Origin of the sequence: Micromonospora sp. NPDC000207 (assembly GCF_040300925.1) — a bacterium.
GTDB lineage: Bacteria > Actinomycetota > Actinomycetes > Mycobacteriales > Micromonosporaceae > Micromonospora.
In genome coordinates this window covers 42,965-59,500 of record NZ_JBEPEQ010000023.1, presented here as the reverse complement: position 1 = coordinate 59,500, position 16,536 = coordinate 42,965, and the positions used below count along the sequence as shown (strand labels likewise).

The following is a 16,536-nucleotide window of genomic DNA, read 5'->3' as shown; positions in this document are numbered from 1 at the left end:
TGGGCAGGCACCCCACCACGGCGACCGCCAGGGCGGTGCCGGTGCTGGCCGTCCACCACCGCGCCTGGTCGCGCTCACGGCGTTTGACCCAGGCGGTCAACTCGACGCCGACCTCCCGGCGGCGCTGCTCCGACAGGTCACTCAGGGCCGCCACGATCAGGTGGGCGGCGCTCTTGTCGATCAGCTCGAACAGGTCGCTGGTGCCGCCCTCGGCCAGCTCGCGCTGTCGCCGGACGGCACTTTTGATGATCTCGTCGCGACGGCTCACACCCGCTCCTCGACCTGGTCGGTGGTGGACTGGTCGGCCGACCCCCGGGTGACGGCCATCCCGGTGGCCAGGGCGTGTCGGCACGGGCCCCGCTGCCCCCGGTGCTTGGCCCACCAGGGACAGGTGCAGGTGAACGCGCCGTCGGGCAGGTGTCGGACCCGGTAGACCTGGTCCCCGCTGCGGACCGTTGCCGACGTCGGCGCGCCCGCCGACCCCCCGGCTCCGTCAAGCTCCACAGCACCGGCGTCGAGGAGAGCGCGGGCCCCGACCAGGCGGGGGTTGTCCCGTTCGGCCCGACCGGCGTCGTACGGCATGACCCTGTGGAAGTAGGCCCCCTCGGCGACGTCGTACCCCACCCGACCTGCGGTGCCGAGCTGGGCCAGGGCACCCCGGACCCGGGCGGGGTCGAAGCCGGCCTGGCCGGCGAGGTGGTCCACGTCGATCGTCGGATCCCAGGAGAGCAGGGCGGAGACCAGGTCGGCGTCGTCGACCACGTCGTCACCGGCCAGCGCCGTCAACGCCGCCCCCTCCCCGGAGAAACCCCGGTAGGGCTCGGGGGAGAGGGTCAGGGAGAGGCGCAGCGCCCCGGTGTCCAGCTCCCAGGTGCTCGGCACCGGGGCGGAACCGGCCGCCACCGTCGGCCCGTACACCCGGAGGGTCCTGGCGAACCGCAGCATCGGACGCAGCGCGACCAGCCGGCTCGCCCCGGCCAGGCAGACCGCCCCCGGCGCCGGTCGGGAGGTCAGCCGCAGCGTCCGCCCGGCCGGCACCACCCAGAGCACCGACCGGTCGGTGGCGGGAGGCAGTCGACGCAGGAACGCCGCCGCCTCGGTCGCCGAGATCTCCGCCCGGGGCTCGAACCGGGCGGCCAGCACCTGCACCTCGGCGAATCCGCGCAGCCAGCGAACCGGCAACGGAACCTTCTTCTCCACCACCGGGCCGTCGAGGGTGGAGACGGTGAGGTCGTCCGGGCCGACCGACATGTGCAGCGGGTCGAGGCCGCCGACCCGGGCCAGCGCCTCCCGCAGCGGGTTGTTCACGTCGACGTTGGTCGTCCCGTGCTCCACCACGTCGCCGTCGAGCCCCTCGGGGAGGGCGTCCATCCGGGCGTACACCCCGCAGCAGCCGGAGAAGGACTCGAACCGCAGCCGGTCCCGGCTGCCGGTGACCACCGGGTCGAGGCTCGCCGGGCTCACCGGGCGGTGGTAGCGGGTGCGGGCCACCTCCGCCACCGCCAACAGGCCGACCGCCGCCGCGTGCGGCGTGGTGAGGAAGCCGTCGAAGAAACGGGGGTTGGGTGCCGGTCCACCGCTGGTCTGCAGGGCGAGGCCACCCTGTCCGAGGGCCGAGGACCCGAGATACCGGTACGTCTGAACTGCGCTCACGTCCGGGACGCTAGGGCAGACCCCCGACAGAAGTCAGCGGGTACGCGGCCGGCGGACCGGCCAGCCGGTGGGCCAGGGCGGTGTGTCGGCGTCCCGCCCCGACGGTCCGCACCGCCGCCGCGAGGGCCCGACGGGAACCGACGAGCACCACCAGCTTCCTGGCCCGGGTGACTGCCGTGTAGAGCAGGTTGCGTTGCAGCATCATCCACGCGCTGGTGGTCAGCGGCACCACCACCGCCGGATACTCCGAGCCCTGCGACCTGTGGATCGTCACCGCGTACGCGTGGGTCAGCTCGTCGAGTTCGTCGAAGTCGTACTCGATGGTCTCGTCCTCGTCGGTGCGGACGGTGAGCGTCTGCTCCTCAGTGGAGAGCGCGACGACCACCCCGACGGTGCCGTTGAAGACCCCGGCCTGCCCCTTGTCGTAGTTGTTGCGGATCTGGGTGACCTTGTCGCCGACCCGGAAGACCCGTCCGCCCATCCGCCGCTCCGGCTGCCCCTCCCGGGCCGGTGTGAGCCGCTGCTGGAGCAGGGTGTTGAGCGCCCCCGCCCCGGCCGGGCCCCTGTGCATCGGGGTGAGGACCTGCACGTCGCGGCGGGGGTCCAGGCCGAACCTCGCCGGGATCCGGTCGTACGCCACGTCGACGGTGAGCGCGGCGGTGGCCTCGGTGTCGTCGCAGGCGAAGAGGAAGAAGTCGGTCATCCGGTCGAACAGCGGTGGGCGACCGGCGTTGATCCGGTGGGCGTTCGTCACCACCCCCGACTCAGCGGCCTGGCGGAAGATCCGGGTCAGCCGGACCCGGGGGACCGCCTCGGCGGCGAGCAGGTCCCGCAGCACCTCCCCGGCACCGACCGAGGGGAGCTGGTCGACGTCACCGACGAGCAGCAGGTGTGCCCCCGGCGGGACCGCCTTCACCAGCTTGTTGGCCAGGACCAGGTCGAGCATGCTCGCCTCGTCGACGACCAGGAGGTCCACGTCGAGGGGGTTGTCCCGGTCGTGCGCGGCGTCCCCACCGGGACGCAGTTGCAGCAGCCGGTGCACTGTGGCGGCCGGGTGCCCGGTCAGCTCGGCGAGGCGTTTCGCGGCCCGCCCGGTCGGCGCGACGAGTGTCACCCTGGCCTGTTTGGCGGCGGCGAGTTCCACGATCGAGCGGACCGTGAAGCTCTTGCCGCACCCGGGGCCGCCGGTCAGGACCGCGACCTTCGAGGTCAGCGCGAGGCGTACCGCCTGCTCCTGCTCGGGGGCCAGCTCCGCGCCGGTGCGGGCCCGCAGCCAGGCCAACGCCTTCGTCCAGTCGACGGTGCCGAAGTGCGGCATCCGGTCGGCGGTGCCCTGCAGCAGCCGCAGCAGCGACCCGGCGAGGGACTGCTCCGCCCTGTGGAACGGGACCAGGTACACCGCCTCGATCGGTGCCCCGTCGGTCGCCCGACCGGCGGGGGCCGCCTCGGCGGGAAGGGTTTCCCGGACCACTCCCTCCTCGTCGACGAGGTCGTCCAGGCAGGTGGCGACCAGGTCGGCCGGGACGTCGAGGATCTTCACCGCCTCCGTGACGAGCTGGGGGACCGGCAGGTAGCAGTGTCCGTCGTCGGTCGCCTCGGAGAGGGTGTACGCCAATCCGGCCTTGACCCGTTCCGGGCTGTCGTGCGGAATGCCGACCGACCGCGCGATCGTGTCGGCGGTCTTGAACCCGATTCCCCACACGTCGGCGGCCAGCCGGTACGGCTCGGCGGTCACCACGTCGACGGCGGTGTCGCCGTACTGCTTGTAGATCCGTACGGCCAGCGAGGTGGAGACGCCGACCCCCTGGAGGAAGACCATCACCTCCTTGATCGACTTCTGTTCCTCCCAGGCGGCGGTGATCTTCGCGGTCCGCTTCGGCCCGAGCCCGGGTACCTCGACGAGTCGGGCCGACTCCTCCTCGATCACGCGCAGGGTGTCCAGCCCGAAGTGGGCCACGATCCGCTCGGCGAAGACCGGCCCGATCCCCTTGACCAGGCCGGAGCCGAGATACCGCTGGATGCCCTGGACGGTGGCCGGCAGCACTGTGGTGTACGAGTCCACCTCGAACTGTCGGCCGTAGCGCGGATGCGACGACCAGCGGCCCCGCAGCCGCAGGCTCTCCCCGCACTGGGCACCGAGCAGCGCCCCGACCACTGTCAGCAGGTCGGTGCCGCGTTCGGTGGCCACCCTGGCGACTGTGTAGCCGGTCTCCTCGTTGACGTAGGTCAGCCGTTCCAGGACCGCGTCCAGGACGGCCGTCGAGGGACGATCGTTCACCAGGGTCATCCTGCCGCCGTGGTGCCCGCCTCGGCGCACCGGGTCGTGGGTGCCGCAGACGGGGGTGGAGCGTCACCCGAGGGTGATCGACCCCTCCCCATACGCGAACGGTTAGGTTAACCTAACCTAACCCGGAGTGAAGTGGGAGGCGGACGTGAAGCGGAGCTGGGGAGCACTCGTGCTCAAGGCCATGGGGGGCCGGGACTTCCGGCTGACGGTGCTCGACTCCGAGCGGGTCAGCAACACCCTCCACCGGCTGCACGTCGACGGCGGAGGACTGCTCACCGCCGTCGACGTCCACCCGACGATGTGGATCCGGCTCTGGTTCGACGACGGTGGCCGTCCGCACCAGCGCGCGTACACGCTCGTCGACCCGGACCCGACCACCGGCCGGTTCCACCTGGAGTTCGCCCTGCACGACGGGTGCGCCGCCCGCTGGGCCGGTGCCGCCGTACCGGGGGACACCATCCACGCGACCCTCCAGGGCAGCGCCTTCACCCTGCCCGACCCCACCCCGAGCCACCTCTACCTGGTCGGCGACTCGTCGTCCCTCCCCGCCGTCAACAGCCTCCTCGACGCCGCCGGCGACCTCCCCGCCACCATCTGGCTGGAGTACGCCACCGACGACGAGAAGGGCCTCACCCACCGGACCCGGGCCGGTCAGGAGGTGGTGTGGGTGCCCCGGCTCGACGATGGACGACACCTCGTCGAGACCGTCCAGGCGGCCCTGCCCGTCGCCGTCGACGGGGCGTACCACTGGGTGGCCTGTGAGGCGGGGACCACCCGGGCCGTCGCCCGCCACCTGCGCCGGGGCCTCGGTGTGCCCCGCCACCAGATATCCGCCCTCGGATACTGGAACGCCAGGTGACCGCCGGCCCCACCGGCACCGTCGCGCTGCGGTCCCGGTGGTTCATCCTGGCCGTGCTCTGCCTCGTCCAACTCGTCGTGGTGCTCGACAACACCATCCTCACCGTGGCGGTGCCGTCGCTGACCCGCGACCTCGGTGCCACCACCGCCGACATCCAGTGGGTCATCAACGCGTACGCCCTGGTGATGGCGGGTCTCCTGCTCACCGCCGGGAGCGTCGTCGACAGGTGCGGTCGCCGCCGGATGCTGCTTGTCGGACTGGTGGTGTTCGGGCTGGCCTCGGCCGCCGCAGCCGCCGCCCAGACCTCCGCCCACCTGGTCGCCGCCCGGGGCCTGCTCGGGCTCGGCGGTGCGCTGCTGACCACCGCCACCCTCGCTGTCGCGATGCAGGTGTTCGGCCCCGCCGAACGCCCCCGGGCCATCGGGATCTGGGCGGCGGTCAACGCCCTCGGTTTCGCCGCCGGGCCACCCGTCGGGGGTCTCCTCCTGGCCCACTACCGGTGGCCGGCCATCTTCCTGGTCAACCTGCCCGTCGTGGCGATCTGCCTGGTCGCCGCCCTGGTCCTGATCCCCGAGTCCCGGCACCGCGCCGGCCGCCTCGACCTGGTCGGCGCGCTGCTGTCCACAGTCGGCCTGGGCACCGCCGTCTTCGCCATCATCCAGGGACCTGAGCAGGGCTGGACGTCCCGCCCGGTGCTCGGAGCGGCGGTGGGCGCAGCGCTGCTGATCGCCGCCTTCGTCGCCTGGGAACGACACACCCCCGCGCCAATGCTCGACGTGCACTTCTTCCGGAACCGGCGCTTCGTCGGCGCGATCTCCGGGGTCGTGTTGATCACCTTCGGCAGCGCCGGGGCGCTGTTCCTGCTCGCCCAGCAGCTTCAGTTCGTCAGGGAGTACCCCGCCTGGGAGGCCGGCGCCCGGATGGCCCCCTTCGCGCTCACAGTGGTGCTGCTCAACGTCTGCGGCATCGCGGCCCTGCTGATCCGACGACTCGGGATCCCGCTGGCCATCGCCGCCGGGATGACCACCCTCGCCGTCGGGCTGGTCGTCGCCGCGTACGCCCCGCCCGACAGCTACCAGGTCCTGCTCGTCGGTCTGCTGCTGATGGGGGCGGGTTGCGCGGTGGCCAACCCGGCGATCGTGGAGGCGGTGCTCAGCTCCATCCCGCCCGAGCGGGCCGGCACCGGGGCCGGGATCGACGGGACCATGTCCGAGGTGGGCGGCAGCCTCGGCATCGCCGTCCTCGGGGCGGTCCTCAACGCCCGGTTCACCGCCGCCCTCCCGGTGGCCCTGGCCGGTGCCGGGTCCTTCCCCGCCGCGGTGGCCGCCGCCGGCACCGCCGCCGAACGCGAGGAGGTCGCCTCGGCGTTCAACGACGCCGTGGTGGTGGGGCAGACCGTCGGCGCGGTGGCCGTCCTCGCCGGTGGATGCCTCGCCGGGTTGCTGGTGCACCGGGCCGGTCGGCGTACCCCGGACCCGTCCGGCCCCGAGCCGGTCGTGCCGCAGACCGGGGTACGCCCCGACGGGGCGCGTCGGGCGGTGCCGGCGGGCCGGTGAGCAGCAGCGGGTGAGGTCGGGGACCTAGCCTCCGACGAGGCCGTGCGACAGGTCCGCCAGGACCGTGGCCGTGTCGGGGGTGGCTGCGCACAGCCGCCCCGCGTAGTCCAGTGCGAGCAGGTGCTGCTCCGGTGTGAAGTCCGCGATCGCGTCGGCGACGAGGAACGGCTGGATGTCGTGACTGAATGCGTCGGAGGCGGTCGCGAGACAGCCGATGTGGGCGTAGATCCCGCAGATGATCAGTTGGTCGCGTCCCCGTTCGGCCAGCTCGTCTCCGAGCGCCGATCGGTGGAAGGCGCTGTAGCGCCATTTGGTGAACACCTGGTCGGTCGGACCGGGGGTCAACTCGGCCACGATGGCTGTGTGCTCCGGCGAGTCGGTCATCCCGGCGCCCCAGACATCCTTGAGGAGGCCGCGCTGCTCGTCGGTCATGCGACCCGGTTGGGCGGTGTACAGCACCGGGACGCCCAACTCCACGCACCGTCGCCGCAGGCGGGCCACGTTGTCGACGAGGGTGGTCCGAGGTGGTTCGCCTGGCGGGAAGAAGTCGACGAAGTAGTTCTGCATGTCGTGGATCAGGAGGGCCGCCCGGCGGGGTGAAGCGCGCCAGGGGACCACCTCATCGGGCAGTTCGGACTTCTCAGGCATAGGGTACGGAGTGATCGCGGGGATGCCCATGCTGTCTCGCTCTGCAGCAGTATTGGTGCCTCAGTGTGATGTCGACAATTCCGTGGGTTGATCCGAACCACACTTCTCGGCTGTTACTCATCGGCAGCATACACTCCTGCGCGTCGCCATCGACCCGCAGTTTGGAGAAGATGTGGATGCGCCTGACCCGGTGTCCGCTGTGGAAATCATCGACAATCTGCCCGCAATGGACGATCCCTCCTTCGCACTGATTCACCGGCCTGGACGTGGGTCGTTCGTCGAAGTCCTGACCGGAGACTCCGAGATTCGTCGCTCCCTTGAGGACGTGCCGGTCGTCGCCGAGACGGACTCCGGTCCCGGTAGCGACTCTCTCGTGGTCGTTCCGTATCGGCAGATCGTCGAGAGAGGTTTCGCCTGCGTTGACGACGACGTGCCGATAATTGTTTTGAGAATCCGTCGTAGTGAGCGCGTTAATTTGTCCGACGCGCTGCTCTCCCTGCCTCGGGAACGGGTCTCCCTCAAGGGTGGCGAATTCGATGTCGACGACCGGGAGTACGCAGAGACCGTAGCGACCCTCCTGGCCGAAGAAATCGGAAGGGGCCAGGGGTCGAACTTCGTCGTCAGTCGCAGATTCGTCGCCGAGATCCCGAACTACTCGGTCAGGTCGGCACTGGCTGTCTTCGCCCGCCTGCTCACTGCCGAACAGGGCTCCTACTGGACGTTCCTGGTCCACGCCGAGGGGCGTACGTTCGTGGGTGCCAGCCCGGAGCTGCACGCCGGCCTCACCTCGGGCACCGTCGTGATGAACCCGATCAGCGGCACCCACAGGTATCCGCCGCACGGACCCGACCTGCCCGACCTGCTCGCCTTCCTCGCCGACCCCAAGGAGACCGACGAGCTGAACATGGTCCTGGACGAGGAGCTGAAGACCATGGCCGCCATCTGCCCGCTCGGTGGCCGTCTGACCGGCCCCACGCTGCGGGAGATGGCCCGGCTCGCGCACACCGAGTACCTGCTGACCGGCCGCACCCCGCTCGACCCGCGTGGAGTGCTGCGCGAGACGATGTTCGCGCCGACGGTCGTGGGTAGCCCCCTCAAGAGCGCGTGCGAGGTGGTTTCCAGGTACGAACCGACAGGTCGTCGCTACTACGCGGGCGTCGTGGCGCTGATCGGCAGGGACGAGTCCGGCGCCCCCGAGATGGATTCCGCGATCCTCATCCGTACCGCCGAGATCGACGCCGCCGGTCGGCTGGAGGTGGGCGTCGGAGCCACGTTGGTGCGCCATTCCGACCCCGGATCGGAGGTCGCCGAGACCCACGCGAAGATCTCGGGACTGTTGGCGGCCATCGACGCGACCGGCGACTCCCCGGGCCGGGTGGTACCTCCTCGCAGCCCGATGGCCGAGGATCCGACGGTCCACACCGTCCTGGCGCGCAGGGAGCGCCGACTCGCGTCGTTCTGGCGTCGGGACCCACACAGCAGACAGGTGGCCGACCCCCTGCTGGCCGGGAGACGGGCGCTCGTCGTGGACGCCGAGGACGGCTTCACCGCGATGCTGGCCATCCAGCTTTCGGCATTCGGCCTGGTCCCGACGATCCGGCGGCACACCGACAGCCTCGACATCGCCGATCACGACCTGGTGGTCCTGGGCCCCGGGCCGGGTGACCCGCTCGACCACGGCAACCCCAGGATCGCCGGGCTGCGCCGGCTCACCGGACGGGTCCTCGACTCGGGTACCCCCCTGCTGTCGGTCTGCCTCAGCCACCAGATCCTGGCCTCACTGCTCGGGATGCACATCGTCCGCAAGCCCGTGCCCAACCAGGGTCGGCAGGTGGAGATAAGCCTCTTCGGGACCAGGCGGACCGTGGGGTTCTACAACACGTTCGCGGCGGTGACCGACCAGGACCGGCTGTACCCGACCGGCCTGTCCGCCCCGGTGACCGTCTGCCGGGACCCGGACAGCGGTGAGGTGCACGCGCTGCGCGGCCCCGGTTTCACCTCCCTGCAGTTCCACCCGGAGTCGGTGCTGTCCCTGGACGGCCTGGCGATCCTCGGGGAAACCCTGGTGTCGCTGCTCGGCGACCCGGTCCCCGCGACTGCCGAGGCGACTCTCCGGTGATCCTCAGTCCGTCGCGGCGGCCCTCCCGGCCAGGACACCGAAGGTGAGCGCCTGGCCGAGGGTCGCCCCCGTCCCCGGATAGGCGAGCCCGAACGGACTGGCCGCAGCGTTGCCGGCCGCGTACAGACCGGGGATCACCGAACCGTCGACCCGGATCACGCGGCCGTCCCCGTCGGTGCGGGGTCCGCCCTTGGTGCCGCCCAGACCGGCGTGCACCGCGACGGCGAAGTACGGCGGCTCGGTGAGCGGGCGCAGGGTCACGTGCTCGGCACCGGAGTCACCGAGCGCACGATCGTACGCCCCGACCCCCCGGCCGAAGTCGGGATCCCTTCCGGAGGTGGCGGCCCGGTTGAACCTGTCGACGGTGTCGACGAGTGCCTCCCCGGGAACGTCGACAAGGTCGGCGAGTTCGGCGATGCTCGCCGCCGACAGCAACCACTGCGGCGTCGGATCACCCGGCCGCACCGGGCCGATCGGGTAACGCCCACGCGCCGAGGCGTCGAACACCAGCCACGACGGGTCGGTGTCGAAGCGGAAGTCCGCCGCCGAGAAGCTGTGCATGGCTCGACCGACGTCGTTGTAGTTCTGCGCCTCGTTCGTGAACCGCCGGCCATGCCTGCCCACCATGATGAACCCGGGGCGGGCCCGCTCGGCGAACAACATCCGGTACACCGGGAACCCGTCCACCTCGTCCCCGGGTACCCGGATCGTGGGACACCACCACGCCTCGGACATGTTCCCCAGCGCGGCACCGGCCGCCATCGCCAGCCGGAGTCCGTCCCCGGCGGCTCCCGGAGCGCCGACCAGGCCGCGGACCGGAGCGCGCAGGAACGTCCGCAGCAGAGCGGGATCACGTTCGAAACCACCGGTGGCGAGCACCACCCGCCCGAGCCGGGGACGGCCCTCGACGACCACGCCGTCCGGCGACAGTTCGGTGACCCTGGTCGAGGACCGGACCACGACACCCGCGTCCAACGCGGCGGCGAGGAGGGCGGCGACCATCGCCTGCCCACCGACCACCGTCCGGGTGCTGCGCCGCTGCGCTGCCACCTCACCGGCCGTGCGCCCCGCAGTCAACTCGTTCAACGTGAACGGGGGTCGCCAGGGTAGCGGGGGGCGGATCCGCGTCAGCACCGCCTCGGAGACCGCCAACGGGTGGGGTTCCAGCGACCGTACCCCCGCACCCCTGCCGCCGGGCCGTTCGGGATGGCAGTCCGGGTACGGCAGAGCCTGCCAGCGCAGCGCCGTGTGCTGCTCCAGCCATCGGGCGACCTGCGGTGCCTCGACGACGTACCGCCTCAGCAGAGCGGGCGTGACGTCGCCCCCGCCCAGGGAGTCCAGGTACCGGGTGGCCGGTTCCGCACCGTCCGTTCCGGGCTCGGCGACGTGGTTGTCGGGCACCCACACGGCGCCGCTGGACAACGCGGTGGTGCCGCCGACCGTCGAGGTCGCCTCGACCAGTGTCACCTCGGCACCGGCCGCCCGAGCGGCCAGTGCCGCGCCCAGACCGGCCGCCCCCGAACCGATCACGATCACCGGGACTGACATGTCTCCTGCCCTACCTGGGGATGCCGCCCCGCTTGACGACGGGAACCTCGATGCCGAGCGCCCGCATCTGCTCGCACGGGTTCATGAACTCGCGGATCTCGGTGATCTTCCCATCGGCCAGCTTGAAGGAGTGGATGAAGTGGTTGCGGTAGAAGCCGGGCTCGTAATCCGGGAAGAGGATCCGGCCCTCGCCGTCGCACTCGACCCAGAAGTGGTTCGGATCCTGTGTCTCGAAGACCTCGATGTTGAACCACTTCCAGTCCGGGAAGCAGTCCAGCGACCAGGCGGCCATCTCGGCGAGCTTCTCCCGGCCGCGTACGGCAGCGGGTTCTCCGGTGTCGGTGGTCCACAGTCCACCGTGGGCGTCCTCGGCGAGCAGCCGGTGCCGTTGCAACCGGGGCGGTCCCTCGGTCACGCGGAGATACTCCTCCACCACAGCCCGGTTCTGTCGCCGCAACTCGCGGTCGGCTTCGAAGTCACGCTCGGCAAGGCTCTTGTCCGACATGTCGGTATCCTTGGATGAGTCGGAGGGGTGGGGTGCAGGACGATGGTCACCCACCGCGTCCTACCTCGCAAGCCCAGGTCGGAGGGGGTAGGTCGGCCACCCTATCGTTCCGATCATGTACCAGTACATGATCGTGGACGTCTTCACCGACACCCCGTTGGCAGGCAATCCGGTCGCTGTCCTCCTCGACGCGACCGGGCTGTCGACCGACCAGATGCAGTCACTCGCCGTAGAGACGAATCTGTCGGAGACCACGTTCGTGCTTCCTCCACAGGGGACAGCCGACGTCCGGGTCCGCATCTTCACGCCGACCCGTGAACTGCCGTTCGCCGGGCACCCCACACTGGGTACGGCCGTCGCCCTGGCCCACCTCAGGGAACGTCGGACCCTGGTCATGGAGACGATGATGGGGGACGTGGAGTTCACCTTCCAGCGCGACGGGGGGCGGGCGCTGACGGCCCGGATGCGGCAGCCCGTCCCGACGTGGGAGCCGTACGAGCACGCCGCCACGCTCGCCGAGGGCCTCGGGGTCGCACCGGCGGAGCCGGTCGTGTACGCGTACCGCAACGGCCCCCGACACGTCCTCTTCCCGGTACGCGACATCGAGGAGCTGTCGGGGCTCCGGCCCGATCTGCGAGTCCTGTCGACACTGCCGGACATGAGTGCCTTCTGCTTCGTCGGCGTCGGCACCCACTGGCGCGCCAGGATGTTCTCTCCGGCCTACGGGGTGGTCGAGGACGCCGCGACCGGCTCGGCAGCCGGACCCCTCGCCGTGCACCTGGCTCGACACGGCCGGACCGACCACGGCAGACAGATCGAGATCCGGCAGGGCGTCGAGATGGGGCGTCCCTCGACGATGACGGCCACCGCCTGGGGGCAGGGTGATCGGTTCGACGCCGTGGAGGTGGCCGGCGCCGCCGTCGTCGTCGGACGCGGCGAGTTCCTCATCGACGGGGTCGAGGGTGGCGGCCCTGCGTGAGGTGGAGTCGCCTGTGCGGTTCCGCTGGAACGTGGTCCAATGGGAGCCGGTGATCGTGGGTCGGTGAGGTGCGGTGCCGGGCCTTCTTCGGGCCGGACCGGTGCCGGCCGGGCGCGACACCCCGTACCGGCCGGGCCGGTGCGCGTTGTTGGTGGTGGCGAGTTGTCGGGAAACAGGTGGTTGCTGTGGCGTTGGTAGGTAGGGTCATCCGCTTCGACGAGGTGCGCGGCTACGGGTTCATCGCCCCGTCGGCCGGGGGCGAGGACGTGTTCGTCCACGCCAACGACTTCGGGGAGCGGCGGCACGAGGTCCACCCGGGCATGAAGGTGGAGTACGAGGTCGAGGAGGGTGACCGGGGCCTCAAGGTGGCGAGCGTCAGCATCCTCGACGCCCCGGTGACCCGGGTGGAGCGTCCCGCCGGTGAGCGGGCACCCGCGCGGGTGGCCCCGGGTGACGACGACGGGCTCTGCGACGTGCTCTCCTCGCGGGAGTTCATGACCGAGGTGACCGAGTTGCTCATCGAGCGGGCACCGGCGTTGACCGCCGGGCAGATCTCGACCATCAGGCAGGCGTTGACCGAGCGGGCCCGCGCCCACGGCTGGGTCGAGGCCTGAGGCCGGAGGTCACCGGGGCGGACCGGTGGGACCGCCCCGGTGGCCCGGTCAGGCCGGCTCGCCCGAGAGTGACGTCCGCCGTTGGGCGGCCATGACCAGGGAGTAGACCTCCTCGCGAAGCTCACCGAACAGGGGTAGCTGCTTGGTGGCGATCTGGTGTCGGGGGCGTTCGATGGCCACTGCCAGGTCCGAGACCACCACCGAGGGGCCCTGCGAGAGCACGACCACCCGGTCGGACAGGTAGACGGCCTCGTCGATGTCGTGGGTCACGAAGAGCACTGTGGTGCCGGTCTCGGCCCACACCTTGAGGAGCAGGTCCTCCAGGCTCGCCCGGGTCTGGGCGTCCACCGAGGCGAACGGCTCGTCCATGATCAACATCTGGGGTCGGACGGCGAGTCCCCGGGCGATCGCCACCCGCTGCTGCATGCCGCCGGACAACTGCCACGGATACAGGGCGGCGGCGTGCGCCAGGTTCACCATGTCCAGCGCCTCCCGGACCCGGTCCCGGATCTCGGTACGGGGCAGACCACGGTCCCGCAGCGGCAGGGTGACGTTCTTCTCCACAGTCAACCAGGGGAACAGGGAACGGCTGTAGTCCTGGAAGACGACGGCGACGCCCTCACGGGGACCCGACATGGTCTCCCCCTGGAAGTCCACCTTCCCCCCGGTGATGGGGAGCAGTCCCGCGATGCACATCATCAGGGTGGTCTTACCGCAGCCGGAAGGGCCGACGACCGAGACGAACTCGCCGGAGTGCACGGCGAAGTCGATGCTGCGTACCGCCAGGACGTCTCCCTTGCGGGAGGGGTACGACTTGCTGAGTTGACGGACGTCGAGCACCGGCGTCCCCGCCGGGCCGGGCCGGTCGTGCTGGATCGTCACGGGGTCCATCTCGTTCTCCTCGGGGTTCGTGGCGTGTGCCGGCTAGTGACGGTCCGCGTCGTTTGGTTTCGCACTGCGGTGCCATCCGAGCAGCACCCGTTCGACGAGCGCGAAGAGCGCGTTGAACGCGATGCCCAGGAGGGCCAGGAGGACGATCGCCGACCACAGCTCCGGGAACCGGAACAACCGCTGCTGGTTGACGATGTAGAAGCCCAGACCGGCGGTGGCGGCGTACAGCTCGGAGATCACCATGAGGACCAGGGCGATCCCGATGCTGATCCGCAGTCCGGCGAAGATGGCGGGACTGGCACCGGGCAACAGCACCTGGAGGAAGTAGCGACGTCGGGTCAGCCGCAGGCTCTTCGCGGCGGTGACCATCGTCCGGTCGATGCCCCGGACACCGTCGTAGGTGTTGATGAGGATCGGCCACAGGCAGCCCAGGGCGATCAGGAAGACGTTCATGCCGCTGGTGATGCCGAAGATCACGATGGCGATGGGCAGGAGGGCGGTGACCGGCACCGACATGCCGAGTCGGATCAGCGGGTTGAAGAAGGCCCCCGCCGGACGCCACACCCCGATCAGGATGCCGGCGCAGATCCCGATCGCCGCCGCCGCCCCGTACCCGAGGCCGAGCCGGGCCAGGCTGGGCAGGACGTCGGTCAGGAACTGCTCACTGAGGAAGAGGGTGGAGGGCGTCGTGGCCAGCCAGGTGTCGACGAAGGCGACGAAGATCTGCGACACCGGGGGTACGAAGAGGGAGCCGACCCATCGGCCCACCACCTCCCACACCAGCAGGACCAGGGCGAGCAGCCAGAGCGACTGGACGAACCGGCCCGTCCGCAGGGTCAGGTCGACGAAGGTCGTACGAGTGGCACCGTGGTCTGTCATCGTGTGCTCCCCCGCTGGGCGTGACCCCACGGCACCGCGACCCGCTCGGCGAGGTTGAAGCCGTAGTACAGCAGCATGCCGAGCAGCCCCACCAGCAGGATCCCGGCGTAGACGAAGTCGGGTCGTTGAGCCTGCTGATAGGTGGTGATCACGGTGCCGACCCCGCTCGTCGCGCCGAGGAGTTCGGCGGAGAGGACCACGATGAGCGCCGTGGAGCTGGCCACCCGCAGCCCGGTGGCGATGGAGGGGGCCGCCGAGGGCAGGACCACCCGCCGCAGCAACCGCATCCGGCCCCACCCCATGGTCCGCCCGGTGGCCAGCATGAGGGGCTCGGTGTCGCGGACGCCGTACATGGAGTTCAGCAGGATCGGCCAGAAGATCGCGTAGATCGCCAGCGCCACCTTCATCTGCGAGCCCAGCCCGAACAGCAGGATGGCGACCGGGAGGAACGCCGACGAGGGCACCGACCGACCCGCGTGGATCAGTGAGGAGGCGGGTCGGTACAGGGACGTGAAGTAGCCGAGGAGCAGCCCGAGCGGGATGCCGACGACACTGGCGACGACCATGGCGACCAGCCAGGCCCAGAGCGTCTGGGCCACTTCGGACAGGAAGCCCGGATCGACCAGGAGCTCACCGACCCGCAGCATCGTCGTCGCCGGATAGGGCAGGGAGTCCTGGGACACGGCACCGGTCCGGACCACCAGGTCCCAGAGCAGAAACATGGTCACGACCCCCGCCACCCCGATCACCCAGTCGGGTACCGGGCGCCTCCGACGTGCCCGGGTGGGCACGTCGGAGGCGGGCGCAGGCCGCACTGGAGACTCAGGTGTTCGAGTCGCTGGAACCCCGGAGGCCATCTGGCGTCCTCTCCCTCACAGATCGTTTGGTCACCCGTGCCGACTCCGGTCAGGACCGGGCGAACTCGGCGACGAAGGGACCGAGGTCCGGCTTCTCCTGGATGAGCTTCAGGTCCACCATCTGCTGGGACATCCGGTCCAGGCTCGCCATGTCCAGGCTGGGCTCCAACGCGTTCTGCGGCTGGGCGGCGAGGGTCTCGGCCGGCACCTTCTGGCACTCGGAGAGCAGCTGGAAAGACTCGTCGGTGTTCGCGGGGTCTTCGAGCTGCTCGGTGGTCTCCTTCAGCGCCTCGTGGAACCGCTCGGCGGCGTCCCCGTCGGCCACGAAGCTCTTCGACGCCACGTAGGTGGCGATGTAGACCTTCTCGCTGGCGACGAAGGGGTCGGCCAGGCTGCGGACGCTGTCGTTGTGGTCACCGAGCAGGGAGTAGCCGAGCTGGGCCGCGTCGACCCTGCCGCCGAGGACGGCGGGGATCTGCTCGGCGAAGGGCAGGGCCACGAAGCTGACGCTCTCCGGCTCCACGCCGTTGGCCTTCAACCAGCTCGCGGTGACGATCTGGTTGATGCCGTTCGCCTCGTTCACCGCGATCTTCTTCCCGGCCAGGTCGGCGGGGGCGGTGATGGGCGAGTCCTTGCCGACGAAGACACCCTGGGCGGGTGCGGCCGGGGGGAGTGCGTTGACGTTCGCCCCCGACACCATCTGGATCGGGAACCCGGTGTTGTAGGCGTTGATGGCGGTGTACCCGTTGACGTAGCCGAAGTCCGCAGCACCGGAGAGCACTGCGGCCACCGCTGCGGACCCGCCACCGGACCGGACCAGCTCGACCTCCAGGCCGTGCTTGGCGTAGATCCCCTTGCTGGTCGCCCAGGTGTTCCAGATCTCGCACCCGAACGTGGTGACCGAGACCTTGGTGGTGCCGTCGGCGGAGGCGTCGTCGCCACCGCCGCAGGCGGTGACGAGGAGCATTGCGGAGATGGCCGCTGTCGCGCCCAAGCGTCGGTTGTTCATGTCGTCTCCTGGTCCCTGCGCAGGTGCCCTCGACGACCACCGCCGAGACCGTTCGGCGGTGGAGGCAGGTGTCGGAAGCAGTGCTCGCTGACAATGAGGTGATCCGGGAGGCCCGTGGCCCACTCCGGAGGA

General features: G+C 70.6%; 15 protein-coding genes. 5 read left to right on the top strand and 10 right to left on the bottom strand.

Annotated elements, in window-relative coordinates:
* The 3 genes from ABT336_RS08440 to recD2 form a co-directional block, all read right to left on the bottom strand.
* Positions 1-268 (bottom strand): hypothetical protein (locus tag ABT336_RS08440; protein ID WP_350895864.1); only part of this gene is annotated, 268 nt, incomplete at its 3' end.
* Positions 265-1,653, bottom strand: a complete 1,389-nt coding sequence (locus ABT336_RS08435) for an SWIM zinc finger family protein (RefSeq protein WP_350895863.1) — start codon at positions 1,651-1,653, stop codon at positions 265-267. The genes ABT336_RS08440 and ABT336_RS08435, both read right to left, overlap by 4 nt.
* A gap of 10 nt (positions 1,654-1,663) precedes the next feature.
* Entirely contained in the window at positions 1,664-3,931 is a 2,268-nt protein-coding gene (gene recD2, locus ABT336_RS08430; RefSeq protein ID WP_350895862.1) for an SF1B family DNA helicase RecD2, read from the bottom strand.
* A gap of 154 nt (positions 3,932-4,085) precedes the next feature.
* Between recD2 and ABT336_RS08425 the strand changes: the two genes are divergently transcribed.
* Complete coding sequence (locus ABT336_RS08425) at positions 4,086-4,799, top strand: siderophore-interacting protein (RefSeq protein ID WP_350895866.1); 714 nt, start codon at positions 4,086-4,088, stop codon at positions 4,797-4,799.
* On the top strand, positions 4,796-6,355 hold the full coding sequence (locus ABT336_RS08420) for an MFS transporter (RefSeq protein WP_350895861.1): 1,560 nt from the start codon (positions 4,796-4,798) through the stop codon (positions 6,353-6,355). The genes ABT336_RS08425 and ABT336_RS08420 overlap by 4 nt, the downstream gene beginning before the upstream one ends.
* Positions 6,356-6,379: 24 nt before the next feature.
* Here ABT336_RS08420 and ABT336_RS08415 read toward each other — a convergent pair whose 3' ends face one another.
* Positions 6,380-7,003 (bottom strand): isochorismatase family protein, encoded by a 624-nt coding sequence (locus ABT336_RS08415; RefSeq protein WP_350895860.1) that lies wholly within the window; start codon positions 7,001-7,003, stop codon positions 6,380-6,382.
* Positions 7,004-7,376: 373 nt separating this feature from the next.
* Here ABT336_RS08415 and ABT336_RS08410 point away from each other — a divergent pair, with 373 nt between their 5' ends.
* Complete coding sequence (locus ABT336_RS08410) at positions 7,377-9,122, top strand: anthranilate synthase family protein (RefSeq protein ID WP_350895859.1); 1,746 nt, start codon at positions 7,377-7,379, stop codon at positions 9,120-9,122.
* Between the two features lie 3 nt (positions 9,123-9,125).
* Here ABT336_RS08410 and ABT336_RS08405 read toward each other — a convergent pair whose 3' ends face one another.
* Entirely contained in the window at positions 9,126-10,670 is a 1,545-nt protein-coding gene (locus tag ABT336_RS08405) for an FAD-dependent oxidoreductase (protein ID WP_350895858.1), read from the bottom strand.
* 10 nt (positions 10,671-10,680) lie between these two features.
* On the bottom strand, positions 10,681-11,175 hold the full coding sequence (locus ABT336_RS08400) for a PhzA/PhzB family protein (protein WP_350895857.1): 495 nt from the start codon (positions 11,173-11,175) through the stop codon (positions 10,681-10,683).
* 115 nt (positions 11,176-11,290) lie between these two features.
* Here ABT336_RS08400 and ABT336_RS08395 point away from each other — a divergent pair, with 115 nt between their 5' ends.
* Positions 11,291-12,154: a PhzF family phenazine biosynthesis protein gene (locus ABT336_RS08395; protein ID WP_350895856.1), complete on the top strand. Its 864-nt coding sequence runs from the start codon at positions 11,291-11,293 to the stop codon at positions 12,152-12,154.
* Between the two features lie 185 nt (positions 12,155-12,339).
* Complete coding sequence (locus tag ABT336_RS08390) at positions 12,340-12,768, top strand: cold shock domain-containing protein (protein WP_350895855.1); 429 nt, start codon at positions 12,340-12,342, stop codon at positions 12,766-12,768.
* Between the two features lie 48 nt (positions 12,769-12,816).
* On the opposite strand, the gene ABT336_RS08385 is transcribed toward ABT336_RS08390, so the two are convergent.
* The 4 genes from ABT336_RS08385 to ABT336_RS08370 all read right to left on the bottom strand — a co-directional run bounded on the left by ABT336_RS08385 (position 12,817) and on the right by ABT336_RS08370 (position 16,404).
* Entirely contained in the window at positions 12,817-13,659 is an 843-nt protein-coding gene (locus ABT336_RS08385) for an ABC transporter ATP-binding protein (RefSeq protein WP_350895854.1), read from the bottom strand.
* A gap of 33 nt (positions 13,660-13,692) precedes the next feature.
* The gene (locus ABT336_RS08380; protein WP_350895853.1) at positions 13,693-14,538 is read right to left on the bottom strand and encodes an ABC transporter permease; all 846 of its coding nucleotides are present in this window, start codon (positions 14,536-14,538) and stop codon (positions 13,693-13,695) included.
* The gene (locus tag ABT336_RS08375; RefSeq protein ID WP_350895865.1) at positions 14,535-15,260 is read right to left on the bottom strand and encodes an ABC transporter permease; all 726 of its coding nucleotides are present in this window, start codon (positions 15,258-15,260) and stop codon (positions 14,535-14,537) included. Before ABT336_RS08375 ends, ABT336_RS08380 begins: the two co-directional genes overlap by 4 nt.
* A 184-nt stretch (positions 15,261-15,444) precedes the next feature.
* Entirely contained in the window at positions 15,445-16,404 is a 960-nt protein-coding gene (locus ABT336_RS08370; RefSeq protein ID WP_350895852.1) for an ABC transporter substrate-binding protein, read from the bottom strand.
* Between the last annotated feature and the right edge of the window lie 132 nt (positions 16,405-16,536).